The 23,018-nt window shown below is 73.7% G+C and carries 18 protein-coding genes and 1 pseudogene; 3 read left to right on the forward strand and 16 right to left on the reverse strand.

The genetic code is table 11. From position 1 onward, the window contains the following. Positions 1 to 53: 53 nt before the first annotated feature. The 13 genes and pseudogenes from ACRX5S_RS21195 to ACRX5S_RS21255 form a co-directional block, all read right to left on the reverse strand. Positions 54 to 860: an SDR family oxidoreductase gene (locus tag ACRX5S_RS21195; RefSeq protein WP_436774580.1), complete on the reverse strand. Its 807-nt coding sequence runs from the start codon at positions 858 to 860 to the stop codon at positions 54 to 56. After that, positions 857 to 2,518: an FAD-binding dehydrogenase gene (locus ACRX5S_RS21200; RefSeq protein WP_436774581.1), complete on the reverse strand. Its 1,662-nt coding sequence runs from the start codon at positions 2,516 to 2,518 to the stop codon at positions 857 to 859. Before ACRX5S_RS21200 ends, ACRX5S_RS21195 begins: the two co-directional genes overlap by 4 nt. Continuing rightward, the gene (locus ACRX5S_RS21205; protein ID WP_436774582.1) at positions 2,515 to 3,120 is read right to left on the reverse strand and encodes a TetR/AcrR family transcriptional regulator; all 606 of its coding nucleotides are present in this window, start codon (positions 3,118 to 3,120) and stop codon (positions 2,515 to 2,517) included. The genes ACRX5S_RS21200 and ACRX5S_RS21205 overlap by 4 nt, the downstream gene beginning before the upstream one ends. 402 nt (positions 3,121 to 3,522) lie before the next feature. Beyond that, positions 3,523 to 3,939 (reverse strand): universal stress protein, encoded by a 417-nt coding sequence (locus ACRX5S_RS21210; RefSeq protein WP_436774583.1) that lies wholly within the window; start codon positions 3,937 to 3,939, stop codon positions 3,523 to 3,525. Between the two features lies 1 nt (position 3,940). Further along, positions 3,941 to 5,464, reverse strand: coding sequence for an APC family permease (locus ACRX5S_RS21215; protein ID WP_436774584.1), 1,524 nt, complete (start codon positions 5,462 to 5,464; stop codon positions 3,941 to 3,943). A 289-nt stretch (positions 5,465 to 5,753) separates the two neighbouring features. Beyond that, positions 5,754 to 8,075 (reverse strand): restriction endonuclease, encoded by a 2,322-nt coding sequence (locus ACRX5S_RS21220; RefSeq protein WP_436774585.1) that lies wholly within the window; start codon positions 8,073 to 8,075, stop codon positions 5,754 to 5,756. A gap of 798 nt (positions 8,076 to 8,873) precedes the next feature. Further along, positions 8,874 to 9,161 carry an SCO5918 family protein gene (locus ACRX5S_RS21225; protein WP_436774586.1) on the reverse strand — a complete coding sequence of 96 codons (288 nt, stop codon included), beginning with the start codon at positions 9,159 to 9,161 and terminating at the stop codon, positions 8,874 to 8,876. A gap of 288 nt (positions 9,162 to 9,449) precedes the next feature. Further along, positions 9,450 to 11,165 carry a DEAD/DEAH box helicase gene (locus ACRX5S_RS21230; protein WP_436774587.1) on the reverse strand — a complete coding sequence of 572 codons (1,716 nt, stop codon included), beginning with the start codon at positions 11,163 to 11,165 and terminating at the stop codon, positions 9,450 to 9,452. 243 nt (positions 11,166 to 11,408) lie between these two features. Continuing rightward, positions 11,409 to 11,612: a cold-shock protein gene (locus tag ACRX5S_RS21235; protein WP_436774588.1), complete on the reverse strand. Its 204-nt coding sequence runs from the start codon at positions 11,610 to 11,612 to the stop codon at positions 11,409 to 11,411. A 439-nt stretch (positions 11,613 to 12,051) separates the two neighbouring features. Continuing rightward, a pseudogene (locus tag ACRX5S_RS21240) lies at positions 12,052 to 12,312 on the reverse strand (MerR family transcriptional regulator); the annotation flags it as partial. Between the two features lie 215 nt (positions 12,313 to 12,527). Next, complete coding sequence (locus ACRX5S_RS21245) at positions 12,528 to 13,835, reverse strand: MFS transporter (RefSeq protein ID WP_436774589.1); 1,308 nt, start codon at positions 13,833 to 13,835, stop codon at positions 12,528 to 12,530. Beyond that, positions 13,832 to 14,473 (reverse strand): GntR family transcriptional regulator, encoded by a 642-nt coding sequence (locus ACRX5S_RS21250; RefSeq protein ID WP_436774590.1) that lies wholly within the window; start codon positions 14,471 to 14,473, stop codon positions 13,832 to 13,834. The genes ACRX5S_RS21245 and ACRX5S_RS21250 overlap by 4 nt, the downstream gene beginning before the upstream one ends. 127 nt (positions 14,474 to 14,600) lie before the next feature. Further along, positions 14,601 to 15,797, reverse strand: coding sequence for an amidohydrolase family protein (locus ACRX5S_RS21255; protein ID WP_436774591.1), 1,197 nt, complete (start codon positions 15,795 to 15,797; stop codon positions 14,601 to 14,603). A 136-nt stretch (positions 15,798 to 15,933) separates the two neighbouring features. Between ACRX5S_RS21255 and ACRX5S_RS21260 the strand changes: the two genes are divergently transcribed. Continuing rightward, complete coding sequence (locus tag ACRX5S_RS21260) at positions 15,934 to 16,557, forward strand: TetR family transcriptional regulator (protein WP_436774592.1); 624 nt, start codon at positions 15,934 to 15,936, stop codon at positions 16,555 to 16,557. 9 nt (positions 16,558 to 16,566) lie between these two features. Here ACRX5S_RS21260 and ACRX5S_RS21265 read toward each other — a convergent pair whose 3' ends face one another. Both ACRX5S_RS21265 and ACRX5S_RS21270 read right to left on the reverse strand, forming a co-directional pair. Beyond that, the gene (locus ACRX5S_RS21265; RefSeq protein WP_436774593.1) at positions 16,567 to 18,996 is read right to left on the reverse strand and encodes an FtsX-like permease family protein; all 2,430 of its coding nucleotides are present in this window, start codon (positions 18,994 to 18,996) and stop codon (positions 16,567 to 16,569) included. Next, positions 18,993 to 19,718: an ABC transporter ATP-binding protein gene (locus ACRX5S_RS21270; RefSeq protein WP_436774594.1), complete on the reverse strand. Its 726-nt coding sequence runs from the start codon at positions 19,716 to 19,718 to the stop codon at positions 18,993 to 18,995. The genes ACRX5S_RS21265 and ACRX5S_RS21270 overlap by 4 nt, the downstream gene beginning before the upstream one ends. A 163-nt stretch (positions 19,719 to 19,881) precedes the next feature. Here ACRX5S_RS21270 and ACRX5S_RS21275 point away from each other — a divergent pair, with 163 nt between their 5' ends. Both ACRX5S_RS21275 and ACRX5S_RS21280 read left to right on the forward strand, forming a co-directional pair. Next, the gene (locus ACRX5S_RS21275; RefSeq protein WP_436774595.1) at positions 19,882 to 21,216 is read left to right on the forward strand and encodes a sensor histidine kinase; all 1,335 of its coding nucleotides are present in this window, start codon (positions 19,882 to 19,884) and stop codon (positions 21,214 to 21,216) included. After that, positions 21,213 to 21,953: a response regulator gene (locus ACRX5S_RS21280; protein ID WP_436774596.1), complete on the forward strand. Its 741-nt coding sequence runs from the start codon at positions 21,213 to 21,215 to the stop codon at positions 21,951 to 21,953. The genes ACRX5S_RS21275 and ACRX5S_RS21280 overlap by 4 nt, the downstream gene beginning before the upstream one ends. A gap of 91 nt (positions 21,954 to 22,044) precedes the next feature. Here the strand turns inward: ACRX5S_RS21280 and ACRX5S_RS21285 are convergent, their stop codons facing one another. Continuing rightward, the gene (locus tag ACRX5S_RS21285) at positions 22,045 to 22,974 is read right to left on the reverse strand and encodes a S41 family peptidase (protein ID WP_436774597.1); all 930 of its coding nucleotides are present in this window, start codon (positions 22,972 to 22,974) and stop codon (positions 22,045 to 22,047) included. Positions 22,975 to 23,018: the final 44 nt, after the last annotated feature.

The raw sequence follows: 23,018 nt of genomic DNA on the forward strand, positions 1-23,018 counted from the left end.
GCGCCCCGCTTCGGTCGCGCCCCGCCTTGCTCGCCCGCGCACCGCCGAGGGTCTCAGCGCAGCCCGTGCCGCCGCGACACCATGCGCTCCGCCGCGCCGCGCGGCAGCACGCGCCGCAGCGCGAACACCAGCGGGGCGTTGCTGCCCACGGCGTACAGCGGCCTGGGCCGGGACGCCTCGATCGCGCGCAACACCACCGCGGCCACCTCGTCCGCCGAAATGCCGTTCGCCTCGTTGGCGTTCAGCGCGGACAGCATCGTGTGGTACTCCTCCTTGTAAGGGGAGTCGTCGGCGATGTACTGCGTGCGGCGGGCACTGATCCCGGTGCTGATCGACCCGGGCTCGACCGTCGTGATGCCGATGCCGTACGGCGCCACCTCGCGCCGCGCCGCGCTCGCGAAGCCCTTGAGCGCCGCCTTCGACGCCACGTAGGACGAGCGGTAGGCGAGCGGGAAGCTGGCCAGCATCGAGCCGACCATGACGACGCGGCCCCGGCGCCGCGCGCGCATGCCGGGCAGGAACAATTGCGTGAGGCGTACGGGACCCAGCACGTTCGTGCGGAAGAGCCGGTCGAGTGCGTCGGGCGGCAACTCCTCCAACGGTCCGCTCTGGCTTTCCCCCGCGTTGTTGACGAGCACGTCGAGGTCGCCCACCGCGGCCGCGCATGCCTCGATCGAGGCGTTGTCGGTGAGGTCGAGCGGCAGGTACTCGACGCCGGGCAGCGGATCGGCGATCTTGCCGGGGGCGCGTGCGGTGCCGAACACGAGGTAGCCGTGCCGTACCAGGGCCGCGGCGACGGCGGCGCCGATGCCGGAGGACGCGCCGGTGACGAGCGCGGTGCCCCGGGCCGGGGCGCTCATGCGAGCCTCTTGGCGAGTGCGCGACCCGCCGCCCGGCCGGAGAAGATGCAGCCGCCGAGGAACGTGCCCTCCAGCGCGCTGTACCCGTGCATGCCGCCGCCGCCGAACCCGGCCACCTCGCCCGCCGCGTACAGCCCGCCGAACACCTCGCCGTCCGGCCGAACCACCTGGGAGTCGAGCGTCGTCTCCAGCCCGCCGAGCGTCTTGCGGGTCAGCAGGTGCAGGCGCACCGCGATCAGCGGGCCGTGCGCCGGGTCCAGGAACCGGTGCGGCGCGGCGACGCGGGTGATCTTGTCGGGCAGGTAGGCACGCGCGTTGCGCACCGCCATCAGTTGCAGGTCCTTGCTGTACGCGTTGTCCACGTTCCGGTCGTGGGCGAGCACTTCGCGCTCGACGTCCGCGAAGTCGAGCGCGGGGCCGGGCGAGATCGCGTTCATGCCGTCGACGAGCTCGCGCAGCGTCGGGCGCACCACGAAGTCCTCGCCATGGTCCAGGAACGCCTGGACCGGGCCCGGGGCGCCCTTCTTCACGCGCGACAGCACCAGCTTGAGGTCCTTGCCGGTGACGTCGGGGTTCTGCTCCGAGCCGGAGAGTGCGAACTCCTTCTCCACGATCGAGCGCGTCAGCACGAACCAGGAGTGGTCGTACCCGGTCGCCACGATGTGCCGCATGGTGGCCAGCGTGTCGTGGCCGGGGAACAGCGGCGCGGGCAGGCGGCGGCCGGTCGCGTCCAGCCACAGCGACGACGGCCCGGGGATGATGCGGATCGCGTGGTCGGGCCACACCGGGTCCCAGTTCTTGATGCCCTCGGTGTAGTGCCACATGCGGTCGCGGTTGACGATCGAGCCGCCCGCGCCCTCGGTGATCTCCAGCATGCGGCCGTCGACGTACGCCGGGACGCCGGTGATCATCGCGCGCGGTGCCGGGCCCATGCGCTCCACGGGCCAGTTCTTGCGGACCAGTTCGTGGTTGCCGCCGATGCCGCCGGACGTCACGACCACCGCCTGCGCGCGCAGCTCGAACTCCCCGGCGGGCTCACGCTCCGAGGCCACACCGCGGCCTCGGGACGAGGGGGCGAGCACGGTGCCGCGGACGCCGACCGCCGCGCCGTCCTCGACCACCAGGCCGTCGACCCGGTGGCGGTACCTGAACGTGACGAGGCCGCGCGCCGCGGCGTCCAGCACCGGTTCGCGGAACACCCGTACAACCTCGGGGCCGGTGCCCCAGGTCAGGTGGAAACGCGGCACCGAGTTGCCGTGCCCGGTCGCCGTTCCGCCGCCGCGCTCGGCCCAGCCGACGGTGGGCATCACGCGCAGCCCGAGGCCGTGCAGGTACGCGCGCTTCTCGCCGGCGGCGAAGTCGACGTACGCGTGCGCCCATTGGCGCGGCCAGTGGTCCTCGCGCCCGCGGTCGAACGCGGCGGAGCCGAGCCAGTCGGCGAGCGCGAGCTCGTAGGAGTCCTTGATGCCCATGCGGCGCTGCTCGGGGCTGTTCACCAGGAACAGCCCGCCGAGCGACCAGAAGGCCTGGCCGCCGAGATTGGCCTCGTTCTCCTGGTCGACCACGAGCACGCGGCGTCCGGCGCGGGTGAGTTCGTAGGTCGCCACGAGCCCGGCGAGACCGGCCCCGACCACGATGACGTCGGCGTCGTCCTTCATGCTGCGTCCTCCGTGCTGTAGGCGTCGACAACGGCCAGGAACAGCGCCTCGCGGCGCTCCCGTACGGCAGGGTCGTGCGGTTCGAGGAGCACCTGCACGGCGGTCCCGTCGTGCACCGCGACCAGCGCGTGGCCGAGCGCGACCCGGTCGGTGACGCGGCGGCCGAGTCGGTCCAGTGCGGCGACGAGGGCGGGCAGCACGGTGTCCTGGATCGCCTGCTCGCGCGCGGCCATCACCCGGCGCAACGGCGGATTACGCAACGCGTGCGCGGTGAACTCGGCGGTCACCCGGTACCACGCGTCGTCCACCGGAATCGCCGCCAACGCGGTCCGCAACCCGTCCTCGGCCGACACGGCGGAAACCTCGGCCAGCGCGGCCCCGACATCGTCGAGCATCCGCCGTGACCGCTGCTCCCACATCGCGAGGAACAGCTCGTCGAGCGAGGTGAAATTCGAGTAGAACGCCCCGCGCGTGAACCCGGCCCGCTCACAAACCCGTTCGACCGTCGCGCGCCCGAAACCCTCCTCCGCGAACACCTCCAGCGCGGCCTCCAGCAACCGCTCCCGAGTCCGAGCCCGCCGCGCCGTCAACGCTTCCGTCAATGCCCTCACCCCTCCCGATACAAGAACGTATCCAATACACCCATGTATGGAAAGGCCCCACGCCCACACGGCCGGGCTGCCGCGGAGACCCCGACCCGCCGACGCGCACGAGCAGGTCCCGACCGGGACCCCCAGGCGAAGGCCCCAAGGCTCGCACGTGCCCCCACGCTGACGCGCTCGCGCTGAGGCTGACGCGCTGACGCGCTGACGCGCTGACGCGCTCACGCAGTCACGCGCTCACAGGGTGACGCTCACGCGGTCACGCGGTCACGCGGTGACGCTGACGCGCTCACGGCTCGTTGCACTTGCCGCGCCGCCCGCCCCGCCCCCGGCCCCGTGTGCTTGCTCGGCGTGCTCTTGGGTTGGGTGGGTGTTCCCCGGCACTTGGTCCGTCCGATTGCGTTAGTGCGTGGTGGGGACGCACAGGACCGGGAACGGGGACAGGTGGAGGAGTTTGTGGGGGGTTGAGCCCAGGAGGGCTCCGCGGAGGGGGCTTTCGCTCCACGTGCCTACGACGATCACCCGGGCGGCATGGCGGGTCGCGGCGTCCACCAGGGCCTCGGGGGGTTTCTCGTCGAGGATCTCGACGGTGGTTTGCAGGCCGGCGGCCTCGGCGGTTTGGACGGCGCTGCCGAGTGCGGTGCGGCCCATCTGGCGCACCGCCTCGTAGTGGGTGCGGTATTCCTCGCCACCGACCCCCGGCGGGGCCGCGCCGAAGACCAGGACCAGCGGTTCGCCGAACGCCGCCGCCCATTCGATCGCGACCTCCAGCGCCCGCGCGGCCCCCGCCGACTCGTCGTATCCCAGGACGACGGACATCTCACGACTCCTTGCCGGCCGCGGACTTCCGCGGCACCAAAGCGGGATCCACCACGCCACGCCGTTCGGACCAGAACGCGGCCGACCGCAGCCGCCACACCAGCATGATCACGACGCCGACGGCCGTGATGCCGAGGCCGATCACCAGCGGCGGTCCCAGTCCGAGCCAAGAGTCGCCGCTGTACGAGTTCTCCGGGTCGGCCATGTCCCGTACCGACTCCACCAGAAGCCACGCCAACAACCCCGCGCCGACCAGCGGGCCGATCCCGATCAGGAACAGGTTGCGGGCGCTCTCCAGGAGGTGCCGCCGGTAGTAGACGACGCACGCTACGCCCGTGAGCGCGTAATAGAAGGCGATCAGCAGTGACAACGCCGTCAGCGAGTCGAACAGCGCGTTCTCGCTGATCCGGTTCACCACCACGTACCAGACGACGGCCACCCCGGCGACCCACCACGTGGCGATGTCCGGGGTGCGGAACCGCGGATGGATGCGAGCGAACGTCCGCGGGAGGGCACCGCGCCGGGCCATCGACAGCGCGGTGCGCGAGGCCGGGATGATCGTCGTCTGGGTGGACGCGAACGCCGACGTCGACACCGCCAGCAGGACCACCCAGTCCCAGCCGCCCATCGCCTCACCTGCGAGGAGCGCGAAGATCGACTCCTCCTCGTCCGCGTTGTCCGTGAGGAAGGTGGTACCCGCGTAGGCCACCACCGCGATGGACACCGAGAGGTACGTCGCCAGCAGCAGAATCGTCGACCAGATGCCCGCCTTGCCCGGCGCCGTCGCGGAGTCCTCGACCTCCTCGGTGAGGTTGACCGCGGACTCCCAGCCCCAGTACATGAACACGCCGAGCAGGAGCCCGCCGGTCAGCGCCGCGCCGCCCTCGCCGAACGGGTTGAGCCAGGACCAGCCCGGTTCGATGCTGTCCGGCAGGCCGCTCCCGGCGTACACGCGCGAGATCGCCACGATCGCGAACACGAGCAGGAACGCCACCTGCGCCAGGATCAGCACGCGCTGGACCCGGGCCGAAGCCTCGGTGCCGATCACGCACAGGGCGGTGAGCGCGATGATCACGACCACCGCGAGGGACTGCCGTACCGGCTCGTCGTCCGCCCAGTCGTCGAGGTTGACGGCCAGCAGGCCGAACCGCACGGCGACGTCGGCCAGCGAGCCGACCACCAGCACGCCGGTCATCATGATCGCCCAGCCGCCGAGCCACCCGGCCCACGGGCCCATCGCCCGGGTGACCCACGAGAACGTCGTCCCGGCGTCCTGGTCGGCCTTGTTGAGGTGGTAGAAGGCCGAGGCGATGAGCAGCATCGGCACGAACGACGCGAGCACCACGCCCGGGGCGTACACCCCGACGAACGCGACGACGGCGCCGATGACCGCGGCCAGGGAGTACGCGGGGGAGGTGGCGTTCAGGCCGATCACCAGCGCGTCGAGGAACCCGATGGCGTCGGCCTTCAGACCGACCTCCCCGGGAGCGGGGAGCTGCGCGTCGCGCCCGGCATCGTGGGACATGGCCTGCCTCGCTTCAGCGGTACGCCGACAGGAGTGGCGGCGCCCCCGGCGGGCCGGTCGCCCCCGCCACCGGTGCGCGTGTGCCGCGCGAGCCTGCCGAGCCGCCGTCCCCACCGCTCGTATACCCCGCGCGCGGGTACGGCGCATAGGCCGTACGAGTGTCGGTGTCCTACCGAAACGGAGCACTTGTGCCGCACCGCCCGGACCGCTGCACCGCCGGGCCGTCGTGCGCCGGACCGTCGTGCCGCCCGGGCCGACGCGCCCGACCCGACCGGTGCGCGGCCGTCGGTCAGGCCACGTCGATGCCGAAGTCGCCGAGCAGCGGTTCGAGCCCGTCCGGGTAGCCGCGGCCGCCGACCACGAACTTCCAGTCGCCGTTCGCCCGGCGCCGGAACGAGCCGAGCACGAGCGCCGTCTCCCCGGCCCGGCCGTCGGAGACCGCGAGCCGGTCCAGCTCGTCGCCGGACGCGTTCGACAGGCGGATCGCGGCGTCGGTGAACCCGGACAGGTCCGCCGTCGGGTTGACCGACGGATCCACCGCGGCGACCAGCACGACGCGGTCCGCGCGCCCCGGCAGCGCGTCGAAGCGCACCGCGACCGCGGCCTTGTCGGAGCCGCGCGCCGCCACGGAGCGCACGGTCCCGTCCGGGGTCGCGGTGTTGTTGTAGAAGACGAAGTAGTCGTCGCCGAGAACCTGGTCGCCCCGGCACACGAGCACGCACACGTCCAGCGCCACGCGGCCGGACCACGTCATGCCGAGCACCGCGGCGTCCTCGGCGGGTCGTTCGTCGGTGGTGCCTGGGACCGTGTCGGGAATCGCGCCGGGAATCGCGAAGCCGCTCGCGGGCAGCGTCCCGGCCGGGGGTGCCGCATCGGCGGCGGCGCGGGGGCCGGGGACCGCGTCGTCGCGGCCCGAGCGTGTGCCGGAGCCGCGGCCACCGCGCGTACCGCGTGCGGAACCGCCCGAGGAGCCGGCGGAGGGACCGCCCGCGCCGCCGCGTCCGCCGCCCGTTCGGCCGCCCGCGGGCGAGCCGCCCGGAGCGTCCACCGTGCCGAGGCGCCCACGGAGCCCGCATTGCGCCAGCAGGTCCACGAGTTCGTCCCCGTTGATCAGGGTCAGCGGCTTGCCGCGCGCGAAGGTGTAGGACGTGGGACCGAACGACGAGGTCGTCACCAGAACGCCCTTGTTCGCCCCGACGTCGTGGACCGTGCCGTACAGATCGCGAACCGCCGTCGGCGGCACGGTGTGCCGGTACCGCTTCACCTGCACGACGATCTTGCCGCCGCTCAGCGGGTCCGGGTCCAGCGCCTCGACGTCCACCCCGCCGTCGCCCGAGCGCTGCGTCGTCACCGCCTGGAGCCCGCGGGCCCGGAACAGTTCGGCGACCAGGCCCTCGAACGCGATCGGGTCCATCTCCAGCAGGTTCGGCACCGCGTCGTCGTCGGCGTGCGACACCACGGCCGCGCTGCCGCCGACCTCGTCGGGACGGCGTACCGCGCGCACCGCCGTGCGCTGGTCCGGCCGCGCCGACAACTTGCCGTCCAGCGCGTCCGCGAGGCAGTCGAGCGCGGTCACCCGGGCCAGGTCCAGCCGCGTGAAGTCGGCGCGTGAGGCCCGCACCGACGCCAGCACGATCTTCGCCGGACGCCCGGTCGCCGGATCGCGGTCGTCCACGAAGCCGTTCACCACGGCCGACTCCAGCGCGCCGAACTCGTCGGCGGCGTACACCTCGCGCAGCACCAGCAGCACCGTCTGCGCGAGCACGTCGCGGTAGAGCGCCCGCCGTTGCGTCACCGGGCGCGCCACCTCCTTGTCCTGGTCGGTACTCGGCATGTACCGCACGGACTTCGCCTCGGGGACGACCTCGATGCCCGGCAACTGCCAGTCCAGCACCAGTTCGCGCGAGCCACGGTCGTACGCCGCGGCGACCTGGTGCGGGAAGCCGTCCGGCCACGCCGCCGACGCGTACAGCGCCGCGGAGAAGTACTGCACGGCCGCTTCCGCGTCACCGCGGCGCAGCGTCCCGCCCAACGTCCGCACCTGTGCGTTGTGGTCGCGGATCTGCGCCAGCGTGGTGTCCGCCCACTGCTGGTACTGCTGCCGGTACGCCTCCAGTTGCCGCAGCCGCTGCGCCTCGGCTTCCTGCGCCGCGTACCAGTCCCGCTCGAACCTGGCCCGCGCCTCCGCGCGCGCCTGCGCACTCGGGCCGAATCCCCAACCACCCTGCGCGGGCTGGTAGTTCGCCTCGACCGGGACCTGGACCGCGACCGCCAGGTGCCCCGGCTCGAACGGCTCCACGTACTCCGCGCGCATCATCGAGGACGAGCGGAACGCGGGCCCGCGGCACCCGGCGGCCAACAGCCCCTCCAGTGCCGCGACTCGCGCCTCGATCTCCTCGGTGCGCACCCGCGCGTCCGCCTCGCGGCGCTGCCTGTACGCCGCCTGCTGCTCGCGGTGCGCCTGGGCCATCGCCCGTTCCGCCGCCCGCTGTTGCCGCTCATAATCGCGCCGCTGCTGCTCCTGGGCCCTGCGCTGCGCGTCCCGGCGCCGCTGCTCCTGCCGCTGCGCCTCGGCCCAGACCCCCATCAGCCCGTCATTGCGCCGACTCATGAACGCCGTCGTCCTCCCCACCACCAGCGGATACCCGCCGACTCTAGCGCGCGCGGACCGACAGCTTCCGGCGGCTCGTCAGGTCCGGTCCGGCGGTTCGAGCCCGTGGTCCCGCGGGGACCTGCGCGGAGCCGGAGGGGAGACGGATCCGCGTCTCGGTTTCGGGCGCGAAGGGTGTGTCCACGAGACCGAGGAGGGGCCATGTCGCAGTACGCCGCCCCTCGTTCGTGCGTGATCGTGCGGCACCGCATCGGGCAGCTCGCCATCACGCCCGGCACCCGCTGCCGGTGATCGACCCGCCCGGACGCGCGCTCCCGCAATAGGTCTCGGCGGCCCAGGTCGCGGCGATCTGGGGCGAGGACGGGATGGCGTCGATGTGGACCGCCGCGAACGTCCGCGCCCACGGGGGCGGTTCGGCGGACGCCCGGTTCCTGTACGACCTGGCGCAGGGCGCGCCGCGGTTCGAACCGCGGACCTGGCCCAAGGCGATGACGCTGAGCCGCCCGTTCGCGGGGTCGGTGACGTTCGCGTCACGCGAGGAACAGGTGCTTGACACCGCGGAGCCGGCCGCCGGGCCGCGCGCGCACTCGTGCGGGCGAGCGGCGCCGCGCCGACGCCCGTCCGCACGGTGCCGCGCCGGCACGGCCGCAACACGCGGACGAGACCGGGAGGCCCCTGGCCGCGCACGCGCGCACGCGCCCGCGGCGGGCGGACACGACCGCGCGCGGGGACCCGGACGCCGGAGTCCCCGCACGCCGACGGCGGCCCGCCGGGTGTCCCGCCGAGGCCGCCGTGTGCTCAGTATCCGAGCGGGGAGGAGGGGTCGAACGGAGTGGCCGCCGGGTTCGCGGCCGGTGCCGGGTGGCATGTGAAGCCGATCCGGGTCAGCGCCCGGACCACCTCCTTCGCGGAGAAGTCCCGGCGGTCCTGGCGGGTGATCACTTCGCCCACCTGCTTGACGGGGTAGACCCGGCGACCGATGGTCACCGAGTCGCCTTCGACGGTTTCCGGCTTGATGTCCCGCATCGCTGCCTCGACCTCGTTCTTGACGAGGTCGAAGGAGAATCCGGCGATGACGCAGCGCATAAGTCCTCGGCAGAGTTGAGAGAAGGGACGGCTTCCGCCGACCCCGGGGGTTCAGCCTGTCACAGCGGGGCTGTGCGGTGGGGGTCCTCGGTCGGTTCGGGGCGGGGAGGACCGGCGGGGGCCGGGTGCCCCGCCCCGGGGATGAGGCGTGTGGCGACCTGAGTCGGTTCGGCGCGGGCAGGCGGGCCGGCGGTGCCGGGTACCCCGCGAACGAGGCGTGTGGCGGTCTGAGTCGATTCCGCGCGGCCCGTCTCGCAGGTCGGCCCCCGCGCCCTGGGGGCGGCGGTCTCAGTCCGTTCCGGGCGGAGCCGACCGGCGGCGCCGCGTGCCCGTCCCCCTGGCCGCGCCACGCCGCCCGGGTTCCGCCGGACGGTCCGAAACGCGGCGGCGTTCGCCGCGCGGCACGCCGCCTCCGGACGGACGGTGCTCGCTCACGCGCTCGGCGTCGGCGCGGCCCGTCCGGGCCGTGCGCTCCGTGCCGACCGTGCGTTCCGTTCGCCCCACGCGATCGGCGCGGCCCGCGCGCTCGGCGTCGCCGCGGCCTGTCCGGCCCGCGCGCTCGACGCGTTCCGTTCGGCCCGTGCGGTCGGCACCCCGGCCACGTCCGCCGCGCCCCGAGCCTCCGGCGCGTCCGGCGCCCCCGGCACGGCCCCCGCGCCCCGAGCCCTCGGCGGCCGGAGCCGTGACCGGCACGACCGGAACGCCGGACGGCGCCTGCGCCCCGGTGATGCGGTTGAGCTCCGCGTCCCCGGCGCGCACGCGCGTCGTACGGGGCGTGATCCCGGCGTCCGCCATCAGCCGCGTCATGTCCCGCCTCTGATCGGGCAGGACGAGGGTGACGACCCGGCCCGACTCCCCGGCGCGTGCGGTGCGGCCGCCCCGGTGCAGGTAGTCCTTGTGGTCGCCGGGCGGGTCCACGTTGACGACCAGGTCGAGCTGGTCGATGTGGATGCCGCGCGCCGCGACGTTGGTGGCCACCAGCGCGGTGAGGTGCCCGGTCTTGAAGTGCGCGAGCGTACGCGTGCGCTGCGCCTGCGACTTGCCGCCGTGCAGCGCGCCCGCCCGTACCCCGTTCTTGAGCAGGTGCTTCGTGAGCTTGTCCACGGCGTGCTTGGTGTCCAGGAACATGATCACCCGGCCGTCGCGCGCCGCGATCTCCGTCGTGGCGGCGAACTTGTCGGCGAGGTCGACCTGGAGGACGTGGTGCTCCATCGTGGCGACCGCGGCGGCGGACGGGTCGACGGAGTGCACGACCGGGTCGTTCAGGTAGCGGCGCACGAGCCGGTCGATGTTGCGGTCGAGCGTCGCGGAGAACAGCATGCGCTGGCCGTCCTGCGGCACCTGGTCGAGCAGCCGGGTGACCTGCGGCATGAAGCCCATGTCGGCCATCTGGTCGGCTTCGTCCAGCACGGACACCGCGACGTCGCCGAGGCGGCAGTCGCCGCGTTCTATGAGGTCGGTGAGGCGCCCCGGGGTCGCCACGACGATCTCGACGCCACCGCGCAGGGCCGTGGACTGGCGGCCGAGGGAGACGCCGCCGACGACGGTGGTCACCCGGAGGCGCAGCGCGCGGGCGTACGGCGTCAGCGCGTCGGCGACCTGTTGGGCCAGCTCGCGCGTCGGCACCAGGACCAGGCCGAGCGGCTGCTTCGGCTCGGCGCGGCGGCCCGCGGTCCGGGCCAGCAGCGCCAGGCCGAAGGCCAGCGTCTTGCCGGAACCGGTGCGTCCCCGGCCGAGGACGTCGCGGCCCGCGAGCGTGTTCGGCAGCGTCGCGGACTGGATGGGGAAGGGGACGGTCAGGCCCTCGGACCGCAGGGCGGCCAGCAGTTCGGCCGGCATGTCGAGTTCGTCGAACGCGGAAACCGGGGGCAGTGCGGGTGTGGCGGTGACCGGAAGGGCGAACTCCCGGGGGCGGGCGGGTGCGGCGGAGCGCTGCGGGCGGTGGGCGCCGGAGCGGCCCCGGCCTGCGGGGCGGCCGTCCGGACGGCGTGCCGTGCGGGTCATGCGAAACCTCCTTGATCCGGCACGCACCACGGAATTCCGGCGGCGCCGCGGGCGCCGCCGGATCGCCGGACCGAGCCGGGTAATGCCGGCGGAAAACCGGGAATGCCCGGTGCGCCGGTCGGCGGGAATTACCGTGCCGGTCCCGCCGCGAGCGCCGCGGGACCCGCCCCGGTAAATCCCGGCGGGAAAACGCAGCGCTGGGGCCCGCACCCGAAGGTGCGGGCCCCAGCGCCGGAAAAAGCGTCAGGCGGGAACGATGTTCTCCGCCTGCGGGCCCTTCTGGCCCTGCGTGATGTCGAAGGAGACCTTCTGGCCCTCCTGGAGCTCACGGAAACCCGACGTGGCGATGTTCGAGTAGTGCGCGAACACGTCGGCGCCGCCGCCGTCCTGCGCGATGAATCCGAAGCCCTTTTCCGAGTTGAACCACTTCACGGTACCGGTAGCCATAATCGTCTCCTTGGGGGCAGTTTGCCCGGAATCCGCACTGCGCGAAATCCGCATCGCCGCAATCATGCCCCTCCGAAATAAGCCGGAGACACAGAAATGCACCCGACTGCCGAATGGCTGAAGAGTGCACTTGAAGTCTAAGGGAACCACAACCGCAACTGAGGCAACCGTATCACGTTGCACGCGGTCGTATGCGGGACGTTATATCGGTGTCGTGATGCCCGGGCCCGCATAGGCGCCTCACATAGGTGCCCCGCATAGCGTCCCGCATATGGCCGCATCCGGAATTCTCTCGCGGTCAGTGCAGATTTTTTGTGTCCGCGGTCGCCGCGGCCCGTGCGGTCTCCGGGGCACCCGCGGGCGCCGCCGATCCCACCGAGGCCGACGCCGAGCCCGAGCCCGACGCCGAGTCCTCCGCCGAGCCCTCCGCCGACTCCGCCGTCGTGTCCGACGACCGCCGCAGTTCCTCGTTGAGCCGCAGCGCGCCTTCGAGCTGGTCCTCCAGGCTGATGATGCGGCACGCGGCGTCGATCGCGGTGCCCTGGTCGACCAGTTCGCGGGCCCGCTGGGCGACGCGCAGGTGCGAGCGCGAGTATCTGCGGTGCCCGCCCTCCGAGCGTTCGGGCGTGATCAGCCCGGCCTCGCCGATGGACCGCAGGAACGCGGGCGTGGCCCCGATCAGCTCCGCCGCCCGACCCATCGTGTACGCGGGGTAGTCGTCGTCGTCGAGCCGGTCGCCCTGACCCGCTCCGCTGCCTGGAACCACTGCACCTCTTCATCCGGTTCATCCGGCCCTCGCACGGCCCTCGCACGGCCCTTCCGGCGGACGCCGCCGACACCGCCACGGACACCGCCGCCGGGGAAAAGGTTAGCCGCGCCGCGACGGCCCGGGAGCCGCCGGAACACCCGTGTGGATCAGGCGGCCGAGCGTACGGCCGGGGCCGGGGGAGCGGCCACCAGGTGCACCCGTTCGCGCGCGGCCGCCGCCTTCCGCAGCCGCAGGATCTGCGCGAGGCCGACGAGCTCCAGCACGAACACCGAGGAGAAGGCGATGCGGTAGTCGTCCCCGGTCGCGTCGAGGAGCACACCGATCGTGAGCAGTGTCGTCATCGACGCCACGAAGCCGCCCATGTTGACGATGCCGGACGCGGTGCCCTGCCGCTCCGGAGGGTTGGCGGGCCGTGCGAAGTCGAAGCCGATCATGGACGCCGGGCCGCACGCGCCGAGGACCGCGCACAGCACCACGAGCAGCCACATCGGAGCGCCGTCGTCCCCCGGATATCCGATCGCCGCCGCCCAGCTCGCCGCCGTCGCGCCGACCGTGGCGAGCGCGAGCGGCAGCCTGGCGGCGCGCGCCCGCGTGATGATCTGGCCGTACGCCAGCCCGAAGACCATGCTCGACACCACCGTCAGCGTCAGCAGCCCGCCCGCGGTCCCGCGCGACAGCCCCTGCGCCTCGACGAGGAAGGGCATGCCCCACAGCAGCAGGAACACCATCGCCGGGAACTGCGTGGTGAAGTGCGTCCACAGGCCCAGCCGGGTGCCGGGTTCGCGCCAGGACTCGGCGATCTGCCGCCGGACGAACGCCGCCCCGCGCTGCGGCGCGGCCTCCGGCTCGTGCCCCTCCGGATGGTCCTTCAGGAACGCCAGCAGCAGGACCAGCACCACCACACCGGCCAGCGCGCTGCCCGCGAACGCCTGCGTCCAGCCCAGGTCGTGCAGCAGTCGGGACAGCACCAGCGTCGAGACGAGGTTGCCGGCCATGCCCGCGAGCGCCGCGAGCTGGGCGACGAGCGGGCCGCGCCGGGCCGGGAACCAGCGGGTGCCGAGCCGCAGCACGCTGATGAAGGTGAGCGCGTCGCCGCAGCCGAGCAGCGCGCGGGAGGCGAGGGCCATGCCGTACGTCGGGGAGAAGGCGAAGCCCAGCTGGCCCGCGGTGAACAGCACGACGCCCATGGCCAGCACCCTCTTGGTGCCGAACCGGTCGACCAGCACGCCGACGGGTATCTGCATGCCCGCGTAGACCAGGAGCTGGAGGATCGAGAACGTCGACAGGGCCGACGCGTTGACGTCGAACCGGTCCGCGGCGTCCAGCCCGGCGACGCCCAGCGAGGTCCGGAAGATCACCGCGACGAAGTACACCGCGACGCCGACCGACCACACGGCGACGGCCCGGCGGCCGCCCAGGGGGTCGCGCCGGACCGCGCCCGCGGCGGTGCTCATCGCGCCTCGCCCCGGGCCAGCTCGGACACCCGGCCGATGTGCCGGTGCACGGCGGCGACGGCCGCGTCCGCGTCCCCCGCGCGCAGGGCCGCGAGGATCTCCTCGTGGCCGGTGAGCGTGCGGGCGATGCGGTCGGGGTGCGCGTGCAGGACGGCCACGCCCATGCGCAACTGCCGGTCGCGGAGCTGGTCGTACAGCCGGACCAGGATGGTGTTGCCGCAGTTGCGCACGATCTCGGCGTGGAAGCAGCGGTCGGTGGTCGCGGCGGCGGCCAGGTCGCCCTCCTCGACCTCGCGCCGCTGCCGCTCCAGCAGTTCGGCCAGGCGCGCGAGGAGCTCAGGCGGCGCGGGCACCGCCTTGCGGGCGGCGTGCTCCTCGACCAGTTGCCGGGTCTCGACGACATCGGCGATCTCCTGTGCGGAGACCGCGAGCACGAGTGCGCCCTTCTTGGGGTAGAGGCGGATCAGCCCCTCGACCTCCAGACGCAGCAGGGCCTCGCGTACGGGAGTGCGCGACACGCCCACGGCATCCGCGACCTCGCCCTCGGTGAGCAGCGTGCCGCCCTCGTACCGGCGTTCCAGCACGCCCTGCTTGACGTGCCGGTAGACGCGGTCGGCTGCGGTGGGCGCGGAAGGCATGCACACAAGATAGATACAACAGGGCCGCACCCGTTGACCCGTCCACGATCCGGACCGGATCACGCGTGTCCCGAACGGCCGGACCGGGCGAGACCGGGCCGGATCGGGTCCGGCCGGCCCCGCGCCGTCAGGCGGCCGGCAGGTTGTACAGCCGCACCGCGTTGTCCTGCATCACGAGCCGCACGCTCTCGTCGTCCAACTGCCGCAGCGCGCGGGCCGCCGTGCCGATGCTGTCCGGGAACAGGCAGGTCGGGTGCGGGAAGTCGGTCTCGAAGAGCACGTTGCGCGCGCCGACGCGCTCGATGGTGCGGGCGATGTCCTCGCTCTCGAACCAGAAGCACGCGTGGATCTGCCGGTCGAAGTACTCCTTGGGGGACAGCGTCAGGTGGTCCATGGACCCCGGGCTCGTCTCGCCGAGCTGGTGGCCGAGGGCCTCCAGGAAGAAGGGGATCCAGCCGATGCCGCTCTCGACGGACACGATCTGGAGGCGCGGATGGCGCTCCAGCACGCCGGAGTAGATGAAGTTGCCGATGACCCGGGCGTTGCTCAGGTACATCATCGACGAGCCGAGGGCGAGCTTCGCGTCCAGGCCCAGGCTCGGCCAGCCGGAGGTGCCGAGCCAGCTCATCGACTCGTGTGCGGCGCCGATGTGGAAGTTGACCGGCATGCCGAGGTCCGCGCAGACCTCCCACAGCGGGTCCCAGTCGGCGTGCGAGAAGTCCGGCAGTCCCGCGTGCTGCGGGTCGCTGGTGGTGTTGACGCCGCGCAGGCCGAGCCGGTGCATGCGCTCGACCTCGCGGACCGACGCGTCGATGTCCCACCACGGCAACAGGCCCATCGGGAACAGCCGGTCGCCGGACGACTCCTGCATCTCGGCCATGGCGTCGTTGTAGAGCGTGGCGCACAGGAGCTTGAGCGCCGCGTCCTGCACCTCGCCGAACTTCTGGCCGCCGAAGCCGGCCGTGTTCGGGTAGACGATCTGCGCCCAGACGCCGAGTTCGTCCATGAGGGCCAGGCGCTCGCGCACGTCGTACGCCGCCGGGCTCACGCGTTCGAACGGCCACGAGATGAAGTCGGTGCCGCGCGAGCGCACGCCGTCGCGGTCCACGACCGCCGAGGCGGTGGCCGGGCCCAGGGCACGGCCGTCGACGATCCACTGCGGGCGTCCGTCGATGTCGGCGACGTGCGGGACGCGGTCGCGGTACGCGCGCGGCGCCCGCGAGGTCCACAGGTCGTGCGGCTCGGTGACGTGGGTGTCCGCGTCGACGACGCGCAGGCCGGCGAGGGCGGGGACCGCGGAGGCGGTGGAGGAGGGGGCGGGCATGGGGTCTCCCATCGTGGGGCCGAAGGGCGCGGGTGGGCCGTCGGTGTGTGCCGCGCTCGTAGTAAACAGTATGTTTCACTACGGCGGAAGAGCCGCCCGGCCCCGGGATGCGCGGCGGGCCGGTAGCGTTTCCGGTATGCCGCGTGATCCCGAGCCCGCCCGCCGCAAACTGCTCGACGCCGCTCTCCTGCTCTTCGCCCGCGACGGCATCGAGGCCGTCAGCATGCGCGAGATCCGGCTCGCCGCCGGCCAGCGCAACTCCGCGGCCACGCAGTACCACTTCGGCTCCAAGGAAGGCATCCTCAAGGCCCTCCTCCAGGACGTGCTCCCGCCGGTCGTCGCCCGCCGCCGCGAACTGCTCGCCGCCGCCACGCCCGACGAGCCGCGCACGATCGCCGAGGTCGCCGTCACCCCGCTCGCCGAACTGGCGACCGGCGACGACCGCCAGCGCGCGGTCATCCGGTTCCTCTCCCAGCTCGTCGACGACGAGAACCGCTCGCTGGCCCGGCTGACCGACCTGCTCGGCGACACCGTCGCCACCGAGGCCACCGCCCTGCTGCGCGCCTGGATTCCCGACGTCCCACGCGCGGTCATGGACGAACGCATCCTCGTCGGCCTCACCGGCGTCACGCACGCCTGCGCCTTCTACGCCCGCGGTGTCGACGCCGGGCGGCGGCGCGATCCGGTCCTGTTCGCGGACAACCTGGTCGACATGTTCATCGGTGCCATGTCCGCGCCGGTCCGCACCGCCGCCCGCTGACGTCCTCCGTCACTCGGTACGCCACGCCGCCGCACGGGACCTCGCCGCCCAACCCGCCGGAAGCAGCGCGCCCAGCGCGGCCAGCACCGCCCCGGACACGGCCAGCACCGCGTACGCGGGGACTCCGTACACCTCCACCATCGTGTCCGGCAGGCGCAGGTCCGCGGTCGACGCCATCACCGGAGCCACCACGTGGTGCAGCGCCACCCCGAGCGGGATCCCCGCGGCGCCGCCGACGAGGCCGAGCCCGACCACCGACGTCACGACCATCGCCATGGTCTGACGCGGCGTCATGCCGAGCGACTTGAGCACGCCGATCGACTGCGCGCGCTCACGCGTGTCGAGCGCGACCGTATTGAGCACCCCCAGGCCCGCGACCCCGGCGATCAGCAGGGTCAGCGTGCCGATCAGGCCGATCAGGACCGCCAGCGTCTCGTTGCTCTCGCTGCGCGGCACCGCGGCGCCGTGTCCGGCCGCGAAGACACCGGCCGCGGAGATGCGCTTCGCGTACGCCGCCGCGTTCGTCCCCGGTGCGACCTGCACCTCGTACGAGGTGACCGCCGCATCGGACTTGAGTCCCAGCAGCGTGGCGCGGTCGGTGTACAGGGCCTCCTCGTCGTTGGCGAACACCTCGCCGACGATCCGCACGGTCACCCGCCGCCCGTCGCGGTCGAGCGCGATCTCGTCGCCGACCCGCAGCGCCGACGCCCGCAGGAAGGAGGTGGGCACCACGACCTCCCCCGGCCCCTCGAACCAGCGCCCGGCGACCACCGGATACCCCAGCCACGACGAGTCGATGTCGTACCCGGTCAGTTCCAACGCCCGGGTCCGCCCCGGCACTTCGACCTCCACCGTGGTGACGGACGTGAACCGCGCGGTCCCCGCGTCGGCACGCAGAGCCTCCGCCACGGCCACGGGATCCGCGGTCGGCATCTGTTCGGGCATCGGCCCCGGACCCCGGGGTGGCTCGCCCGGACCGCCGGGCGGCTCGCCCGGACCCCCGGATGACCCGCCCGGCCCCCCAGGCGGTCCCTCGTGCATGCCGCCGCGCTCACCCGGCATCCCCAGCGCGACGGTCACCTGCGAGGAGCCCTCGCGCGACAGCCCGTCGTCGGCCCGGTTCAGGGTCTGGCCGAGCCCGTAGGCGAAGGTGACCGCCGTCGTGCCCAGGAGCAGCGCCGCCAGCGTCATGCCGGTGCGGGCCGGGCGCGCGAACGGGCTCGCGAGGCCGAGGCCGACCGCCCGCGGCAGGCGGGAACGGGCCAGCAGCCGGTGCGCGCGGAACCCGCGGCCGGTGCGGGGCGCGCGTCCCACCGCGATGGCCTGCACGGCCGGGATGCGCCCGGCGCGCAGGGCCGGGAGCAGGGCCGCGACGGCGACCACGAGGAGCAGGCCGGCGGGCACCGCGAGGTCCACCCACCAGGGGATCGCCGGCACTTCGGGGACCGCGTACGACCGCTCGGTGTCCGCGAGCAGCGGCACCGCCAGTGCGTGGCCCGCGAGCGTGCCCGCCACCGCGCCGACCACCGCGGGGAGCAGGACCTGCGCCAGGTAGGCCGCGCTCACCTGCCGCGGCGTGAACCCCAGCGTCTTCAGCACCCCGATGCCGCGGTACCCGGCCACCACCGCGCCGCTCACCACGTTGCCGACGATCAGGACCGACATGACCACGCCGAGCACGCTGAAGGCGGTGACGAACGGGACCACCAGCGCCGCCGTCCCGGCCGACTCGCGCCGCGCGTCCAGGTAGGACGTCGAGCCGAGCACCGCCCCGGAGGGCAGCGCGGCGCGCACCGACGAGACGCCGTCCGCGACCGCGGTGCTGTCGTCCGCGTCGGTGAAGCGGTAGAGCGCCTGGAACGTCTTGGCGGTGCCGACGGGTTCGAGGGCGGCGATCTGCTCGGGCACCGTCCACGCGCCCGCCGTGTCGGTCACCGACGCCGCGGTGCCCACCACGGTCAACTCGACGTCGCCGAGGCGCAGCTTCTCGCCGATCCGCAGCCTCGGCCCCTCGCCGTCCGCGAGAACGACCTCGCCCGGGGCGCGGGCCCACCGGCCCGAGCGGATCTTGAGCCGGTCGACCGGGCCGTCCGGGTCGGTGCGTCCGACCACGGTCAGCGTGCCGCGCGCGAACGAGTCGCCGGGGAAGGTCATCGGCGCGCTCGTCGCCGGGTAGGGGCCGCCGACCTCGGCGATCCCGGCCGACGCGGCGGTGGCCTCGACCTGCTCCGCGGTCGCCTGCGCGGCGTCGACGCTCACCGCCGCGTGCGCGCCGTGCAGCGACGAGAACGCGTGGTCGAACGGCGCCATCGACGCGACGAGCAGGCCGAGGGCGAGCACCGACGTGGCCGTCGCGAGCAGCGCCACGACGGCGGTCACGACGGTCTGCACACGGCGGCGGACGACGGCCGCCCAGGCGGCCTTGACGACGGCGTTCACCGGGCGGCCTCGTCCCACAGCGGGTCCGTCTCGGTCGGGTCGTACGACGGCGGCGCGGTGTCGAGCCGCCCGTCCACGATCCGCACGATGCGGCTCGTGCATGCGCGGGCCAGGCGGATGTCGTGCGTGACCAGCAGCAACGCCTGCCCGTCGCGGTTGAGTTCGGCGAGCAGCTCGGTGATGTGCCGCCCGTTCGCGGTGTCGACGGCGCCGGTCGGCTCGTCGGCGAGCAGCAGCGGCGGCCGGTTCATGAGCGCGCGGGCGATGGCCACACGCTGGCGCTCACCGCCCGACAGGCGCGCGGGGTAGGCGTCGGCGTGCCCCGCGATGCCGAGGTAGCCGAGCAGTTCGTCGGCACGCGTCCGGGCCGCCCGCGGCGAGATGCCGCCCAGGCGGGCCGGCATCAGCACGTTGTCGAGCACCGTCAGGTCGTCCAGCAGGTTGAAGAACTGGAAGATCATGCCGATGTGCCGGCGCCGGAACTTGGCGAGCGCGGTCTCCGACAGGCCGCCGAGGCGCACCCCGGCCACCGTCACGTCGCCGTCCGTCGGCCGGTCCAGACCCGCGATCAGATTGAGCAGCGTCGACTTGCCGCTGCCGGACGGCCCCATGACGGCCACGGCCTCGCGCTCGCCGACGGCCAGGTCCACCTGGTCGAGTGCGGCGGGGCCCGTTCCCTCGTACCTCTTGGTCACGGCTTCGAGCCGGATCACCTCTGTCATGGCCCCGGACGTTAGGTTCCGCACCCGCCGCCGGACGTCCGCACGGCGAGCCAACCTGCGGTCGCTCCCGCGGGGGAGGGCGCGCCGGGTAGCTCTCGCGAGGGACCCGGCACGGCTCGCACGCATGATGTGCGCCCCGCCCGGAACCGGCGAGAATGCGCACGTGACGCCCGCCGCACCCCCTACGCCGAAGCCGACCCCGCGCCTGCGGTCGGCGCTGCCCGCGGGCCTCGGCCGCGTTGTGGCGCTGCTCCGCCGCCCGGGACCGCTCGGGGGCGACGGCCTGCTCGCCCTCGGCCTGGCGATCGCGTCGGCCGCCACGCTCGTGTACGGCCTCCCGACCGACGACGTCGACGGGCCGCCGCCCGAGCTGAAGGCGCCGTACTCGATCCCGCCGGAGCACGTCCAGTTCTCCCAGGGCGACCCGGGACCGAGCGCGTGGACCGTGGTCGTGTGCCTGCTGGTCGCCGCCGCGGTCGCGTGGCGGCGCACGCAGCCGGTCATGGCTTTCGTCGGCCAGGTCGTCGCGACCCTCGCCGTGGACCAGGACTACATGGAGATCCCCGGCATCCTGGCCCTGGCGCTCGGCGCGTACTCGCTGGCCGCCCATGTGCCGCGCCTCGCCGTCGCGTCGGGGGTGTCCGCCGCGGCGACGCTCGCGCTCATGGCGAAGTTCCCCGACGAGGACAACGGGCCGCCGGGGCTGCTGGTCTTCGTCGTCATGGGGGCGATGTTCGTCGTCGGCCGCACCATCGGCACCTGGCGCAGCCGTGCCGGGGCCTTCCACCGCCGGGCGCTGCGCGCCGAGCGCGAGCGCGAGGTCGCGGTGACCCACGAACGCGCCCGCATCGCCCGGGAGTTGCACGACGTGGTCAGCCACAATGTGAGCGTGATGGTCATCCAGTCCGGCGCCGCCCGCATGGTGCTGCGCTCCGATCCCGACGCGGCGACCGAGGCGCTGCGCGCCGTCGAGGCCAGCGGGCGCGAGACGATGGCCGAGCTGCGGCAGATGCTGGACGTGCTGACCGCCCAGGGCGCGCCGGGGACGCCCGGTGACCCGGCGGCGGCCCCGGACGGCGACGCGCTCGGCCCGCCGCTCGCCCCCCAGCCCGACCTGACGCGCCTGCCGGTGCTGGTGGACCGGGTGCGCACCGCGGGCCTCGACGTCCGGCTGCACACCGAGGGCGAGGCGCGGCCGCTGCCGCCGGGGATAGAGCTGACGGCGTATCGGGTGGTGCAGGAGGCGTTGACCAACGCGCTCAAGTACGCCCCCGGGGCGCGCACCGAAGTGACCCTGACCTACCGGCCGGACGCCATGCGCATCGAGGTCGCCGACGACGGCCCCGCGGACGGCCGCCGCCCCGAACCCCTGGGGGCCGGACGCGGGCTGCTCGGCCTCACCCAGCGCCTCGCGCTGCACGGCGGCGGCCTGCGTGCGGGGCACCGGCCGACCGGCGGCTACCGCGTCCAGGCCTCGATCCCGGTTCCGGCGCCGTGAGCGGGCCGACGGCGCTGCGCGTCGTGGTGGCGGACGACCAGGCCCTCGTACGCTCGGGGTTCCGCATGATCCTGGCCGCCGACGGCATCGAGGTGGTCGCCGAGGCGGCGGACGGCGACCAGGCGTGCGCGGCGGTGCGCCGCACCCGGCCCGACGTGGTCCTGATGGACATCCGCATGCCCGGCCTCGACGGCCTGGAGGCCACGCGCCGCATCATGGCCGACCCGTCGCCCGCGCTGGACGGACGGCCGTGCCGCATCATCATCCTGACGACCTTCGACCTCGACCACTACGTCTACGAGGCCCTGAACGCGGGCGCGAGCGGGTTCCTGCTCAAGGACGTCACGCCGGAGCAACTGGTGGCGGCCGTACGGCTGGTCAGCGCGGGCGACGCGCTCCTCGCACCGACCATCACGCGCCGCCTCGTGGAGCGCTTCGCCCGCCCGGCCCCGGCCGAACGCCCGCCGGGCGGCGACCTGTCGCTGCTGACGCCGCGTGAGTTGGAGGTGTTGCGGCTGCTGGCGCGCGGCATGAGCAACGCGGAGCTGGCGTCGGCGCTGACGCTGAGCGTGGAGACGGTGAAGACACACGTCACGCGCATCCTGGCCAAGCTGCACCTGAGGGACCGGGTGCAGGCGGTCGTGCTCGCGTACGAGACCGCCCTGGTGACACCGGGCGCGCTCGGAGCGGGCGACGAAGCGGGCGCGGGGAACCGGCCGGGTGGCGGGGGGATTTGAGGCGGCGGTCCTCGTTGCGGTCCTTCGGGGCGGGTCTCCGGGTGTGTTGACGCGCGCGGATTGGTGGGCTGATGTGCTGTCAGTCAGTCAGTCAGTCGGTCAGTCGGTCAGTCGGTCGGTCGGTCAGGCGGGCCAGGGCCAGTGCGTGCGCGCGGTCGAGGGCGTCCGCGACGGGACAGGCGACGTCCGGCTGCACTCCGGTGCCCTCCCAGTTCGTGCCGGACACGGGATTGACCGCGCGGCCGACCGGCACGGTGGCCTCCAGGTGCGGGTGCACCGTCCAGCCCTGGCACGGGTACGCGCCGCCGCGGGTGCGCTCGCCGACCACGATGGCGCGCCCGAGCTGCTGGAGGTCGTACGCCAGCTCCTCGGCGGCGGAGAACGAGGTCTCGCCGGCGAGCACGTACAGCGGCTTGGTGCCGCCGAAGCGGGCGCCGGGGACGTGCGGCTGGCTCCAGGACTGCTCGGTGCGTCCGCCGTCGCGCCAGAACATCGAGTTGAGGTGGGTGCGTTCGTCCAGGAGGTGGCTGCACACGAACGCGACGGTGTCCGGGTCGCCGCCCCGGTTGGCGCGCAGGTCCACGATCAGCGCGTCGGCGCGCGAGACCAGGGCGAGCGCGGCGCCCAGCGGCTCGGCGGCCCACTCCAGCGGAAACAGCATCGGCGCCAGCTCCAGCACGGCGACGCCTCCGTCGAGCAACTGCACGTGGGGTGCGCCGCCCAGCGAGGCGTCGAACTCCCGGCGCATGGCCTCCAGCGTGGCGGCTCCCCGCTTCGCGGGCACCTGGTCGGCGTGGTGCTTCAGCCGCAGGTGCCGGTCGTTGTTGAGGGACTGGAGGTCCGTGGTGACCAGGCGGGCCAGTTCCGCCGCGTCGTCGACGTCGTAGGCGCTCTCGGCCAGCCGGCGCCGCAACAGGTCCGCGAGCTGCTCGGCGGTGTCGGGGAAGACGTAGTGCTCGGCCACGAGCCGGGCGGTCTCTTCGATGACCTGGGCGGGTATGAGCTTCGTCGGCGTTGTCATGGGAGCGAGTAGATCATCGCGCGTTTGTGCGGGGGCAGCGTGCC

Source organism: Yinghuangia sp. YIM S09857, from assembly GCF_051388915.1.
Lineage (GTDB): Bacteria > Actinomycetota > Actinomycetes > Streptomycetales > Streptomycetaceae > Yinghuangia.

Excerpts from the sequence above, each read along its gene's own strand:
- ACRX5S_RS21195 (WP_436774580.1), bottom strand. The coding sequence starts at position 860 with ATGAGCGCCCCGGCCCGGGGCACCGCGCTCGTCACCGGCGCGTCCTCC.
- ACRX5S_RS21200 (WP_436774581.1), bottom strand. The coding sequence starts at position 2,518 with ATGAAGGACGACGCCGACGTCATCGTGGTCGGGGCCGGTCTCGCCGGG.
- ACRX5S_RS21210 (WP_436774583.1), bottom strand. The coding sequence starts at position 3,939 with ATGTCCGTCGTCCTGGGATACGACGAGTCGGCGGGGGCCGCGCGGGCG.
- ACRX5S_RS21215 (WP_436774584.1), bottom strand. The coding sequence starts at position 5,464 with ATGTCCCACGATGCCGGGCGCGACGCGCAGCTCCCCGCTCCCGGGGAG.
- ACRX5S_RS21220 (WP_436774585.1), bottom strand. The coding sequence starts at position 8,075 with ATGAGTCGGCGCAATGACGGGCTGATGGGGGTCTGGGCCGAGGCGCAG.
- ACRX5S_RS21225 (WP_436774586.1), bottom strand. The coding sequence starts at position 9,161 with ATGCGCTGCGTCATCGCCGGATTCTCCTTCGACCTCGTCAAGAACGAG.
- ACRX5S_RS21230 (WP_436774587.1), bottom strand. The coding sequence starts at position 11,165 with ATGACCCGCACGGCACGCCGTCCGGACGGCCGCCCCGCAGGCCGGGGC.
- ACRX5S_RS21235 (WP_436774588.1), bottom strand. The coding sequence starts at position 11,612 with ATGGCTACCGGTACCGTGAAGTGGTTCAACTCGGAAAAGGGCTTCGGA.
- ACRX5S_RS21245 (WP_436774589.1), bottom strand. The coding sequence starts at position 13,835 with ATGAGCACCGCCGCGGGCGCGGTCCGGCGCGACCCCCTGGGCGGCCGC.
- ACRX5S_RS21250 (WP_436774590.1), bottom strand. The coding sequence starts at position 14,473 with ATGCCTTCCGCGCCCACCGCAGCCGACCGCGTCTACCGGCACGTCAAG.
- ACRX5S_RS21255 (WP_436774591.1), bottom strand. The coding sequence starts at position 15,797 with ATGCCCGCCCCCTCCTCCACCGCCTCCGCGGTCCCCGCCCTCGCCGGC.
- ACRX5S_RS21260 (WP_436774592.1), top strand. The coding sequence starts at position 15,934 with ATGCCGCGTGATCCCGAGCCCGCCCGCCGCAAACTGCTCGACGCCGCT.
- ACRX5S_RS21270 (WP_436774594.1), bottom strand. The coding sequence starts at position 19,718 with ATGACAGAGGTGATCCGGCTCGAAGCCGTGACCAAGAGGTACGAGGGA.
- ACRX5S_RS21285 (WP_436774597.1), bottom strand. The coding sequence starts at position 22,974 with ATGACAACGCCGACGAAGCTCATACCCGCCCAGGTCATCGAAGAGACC.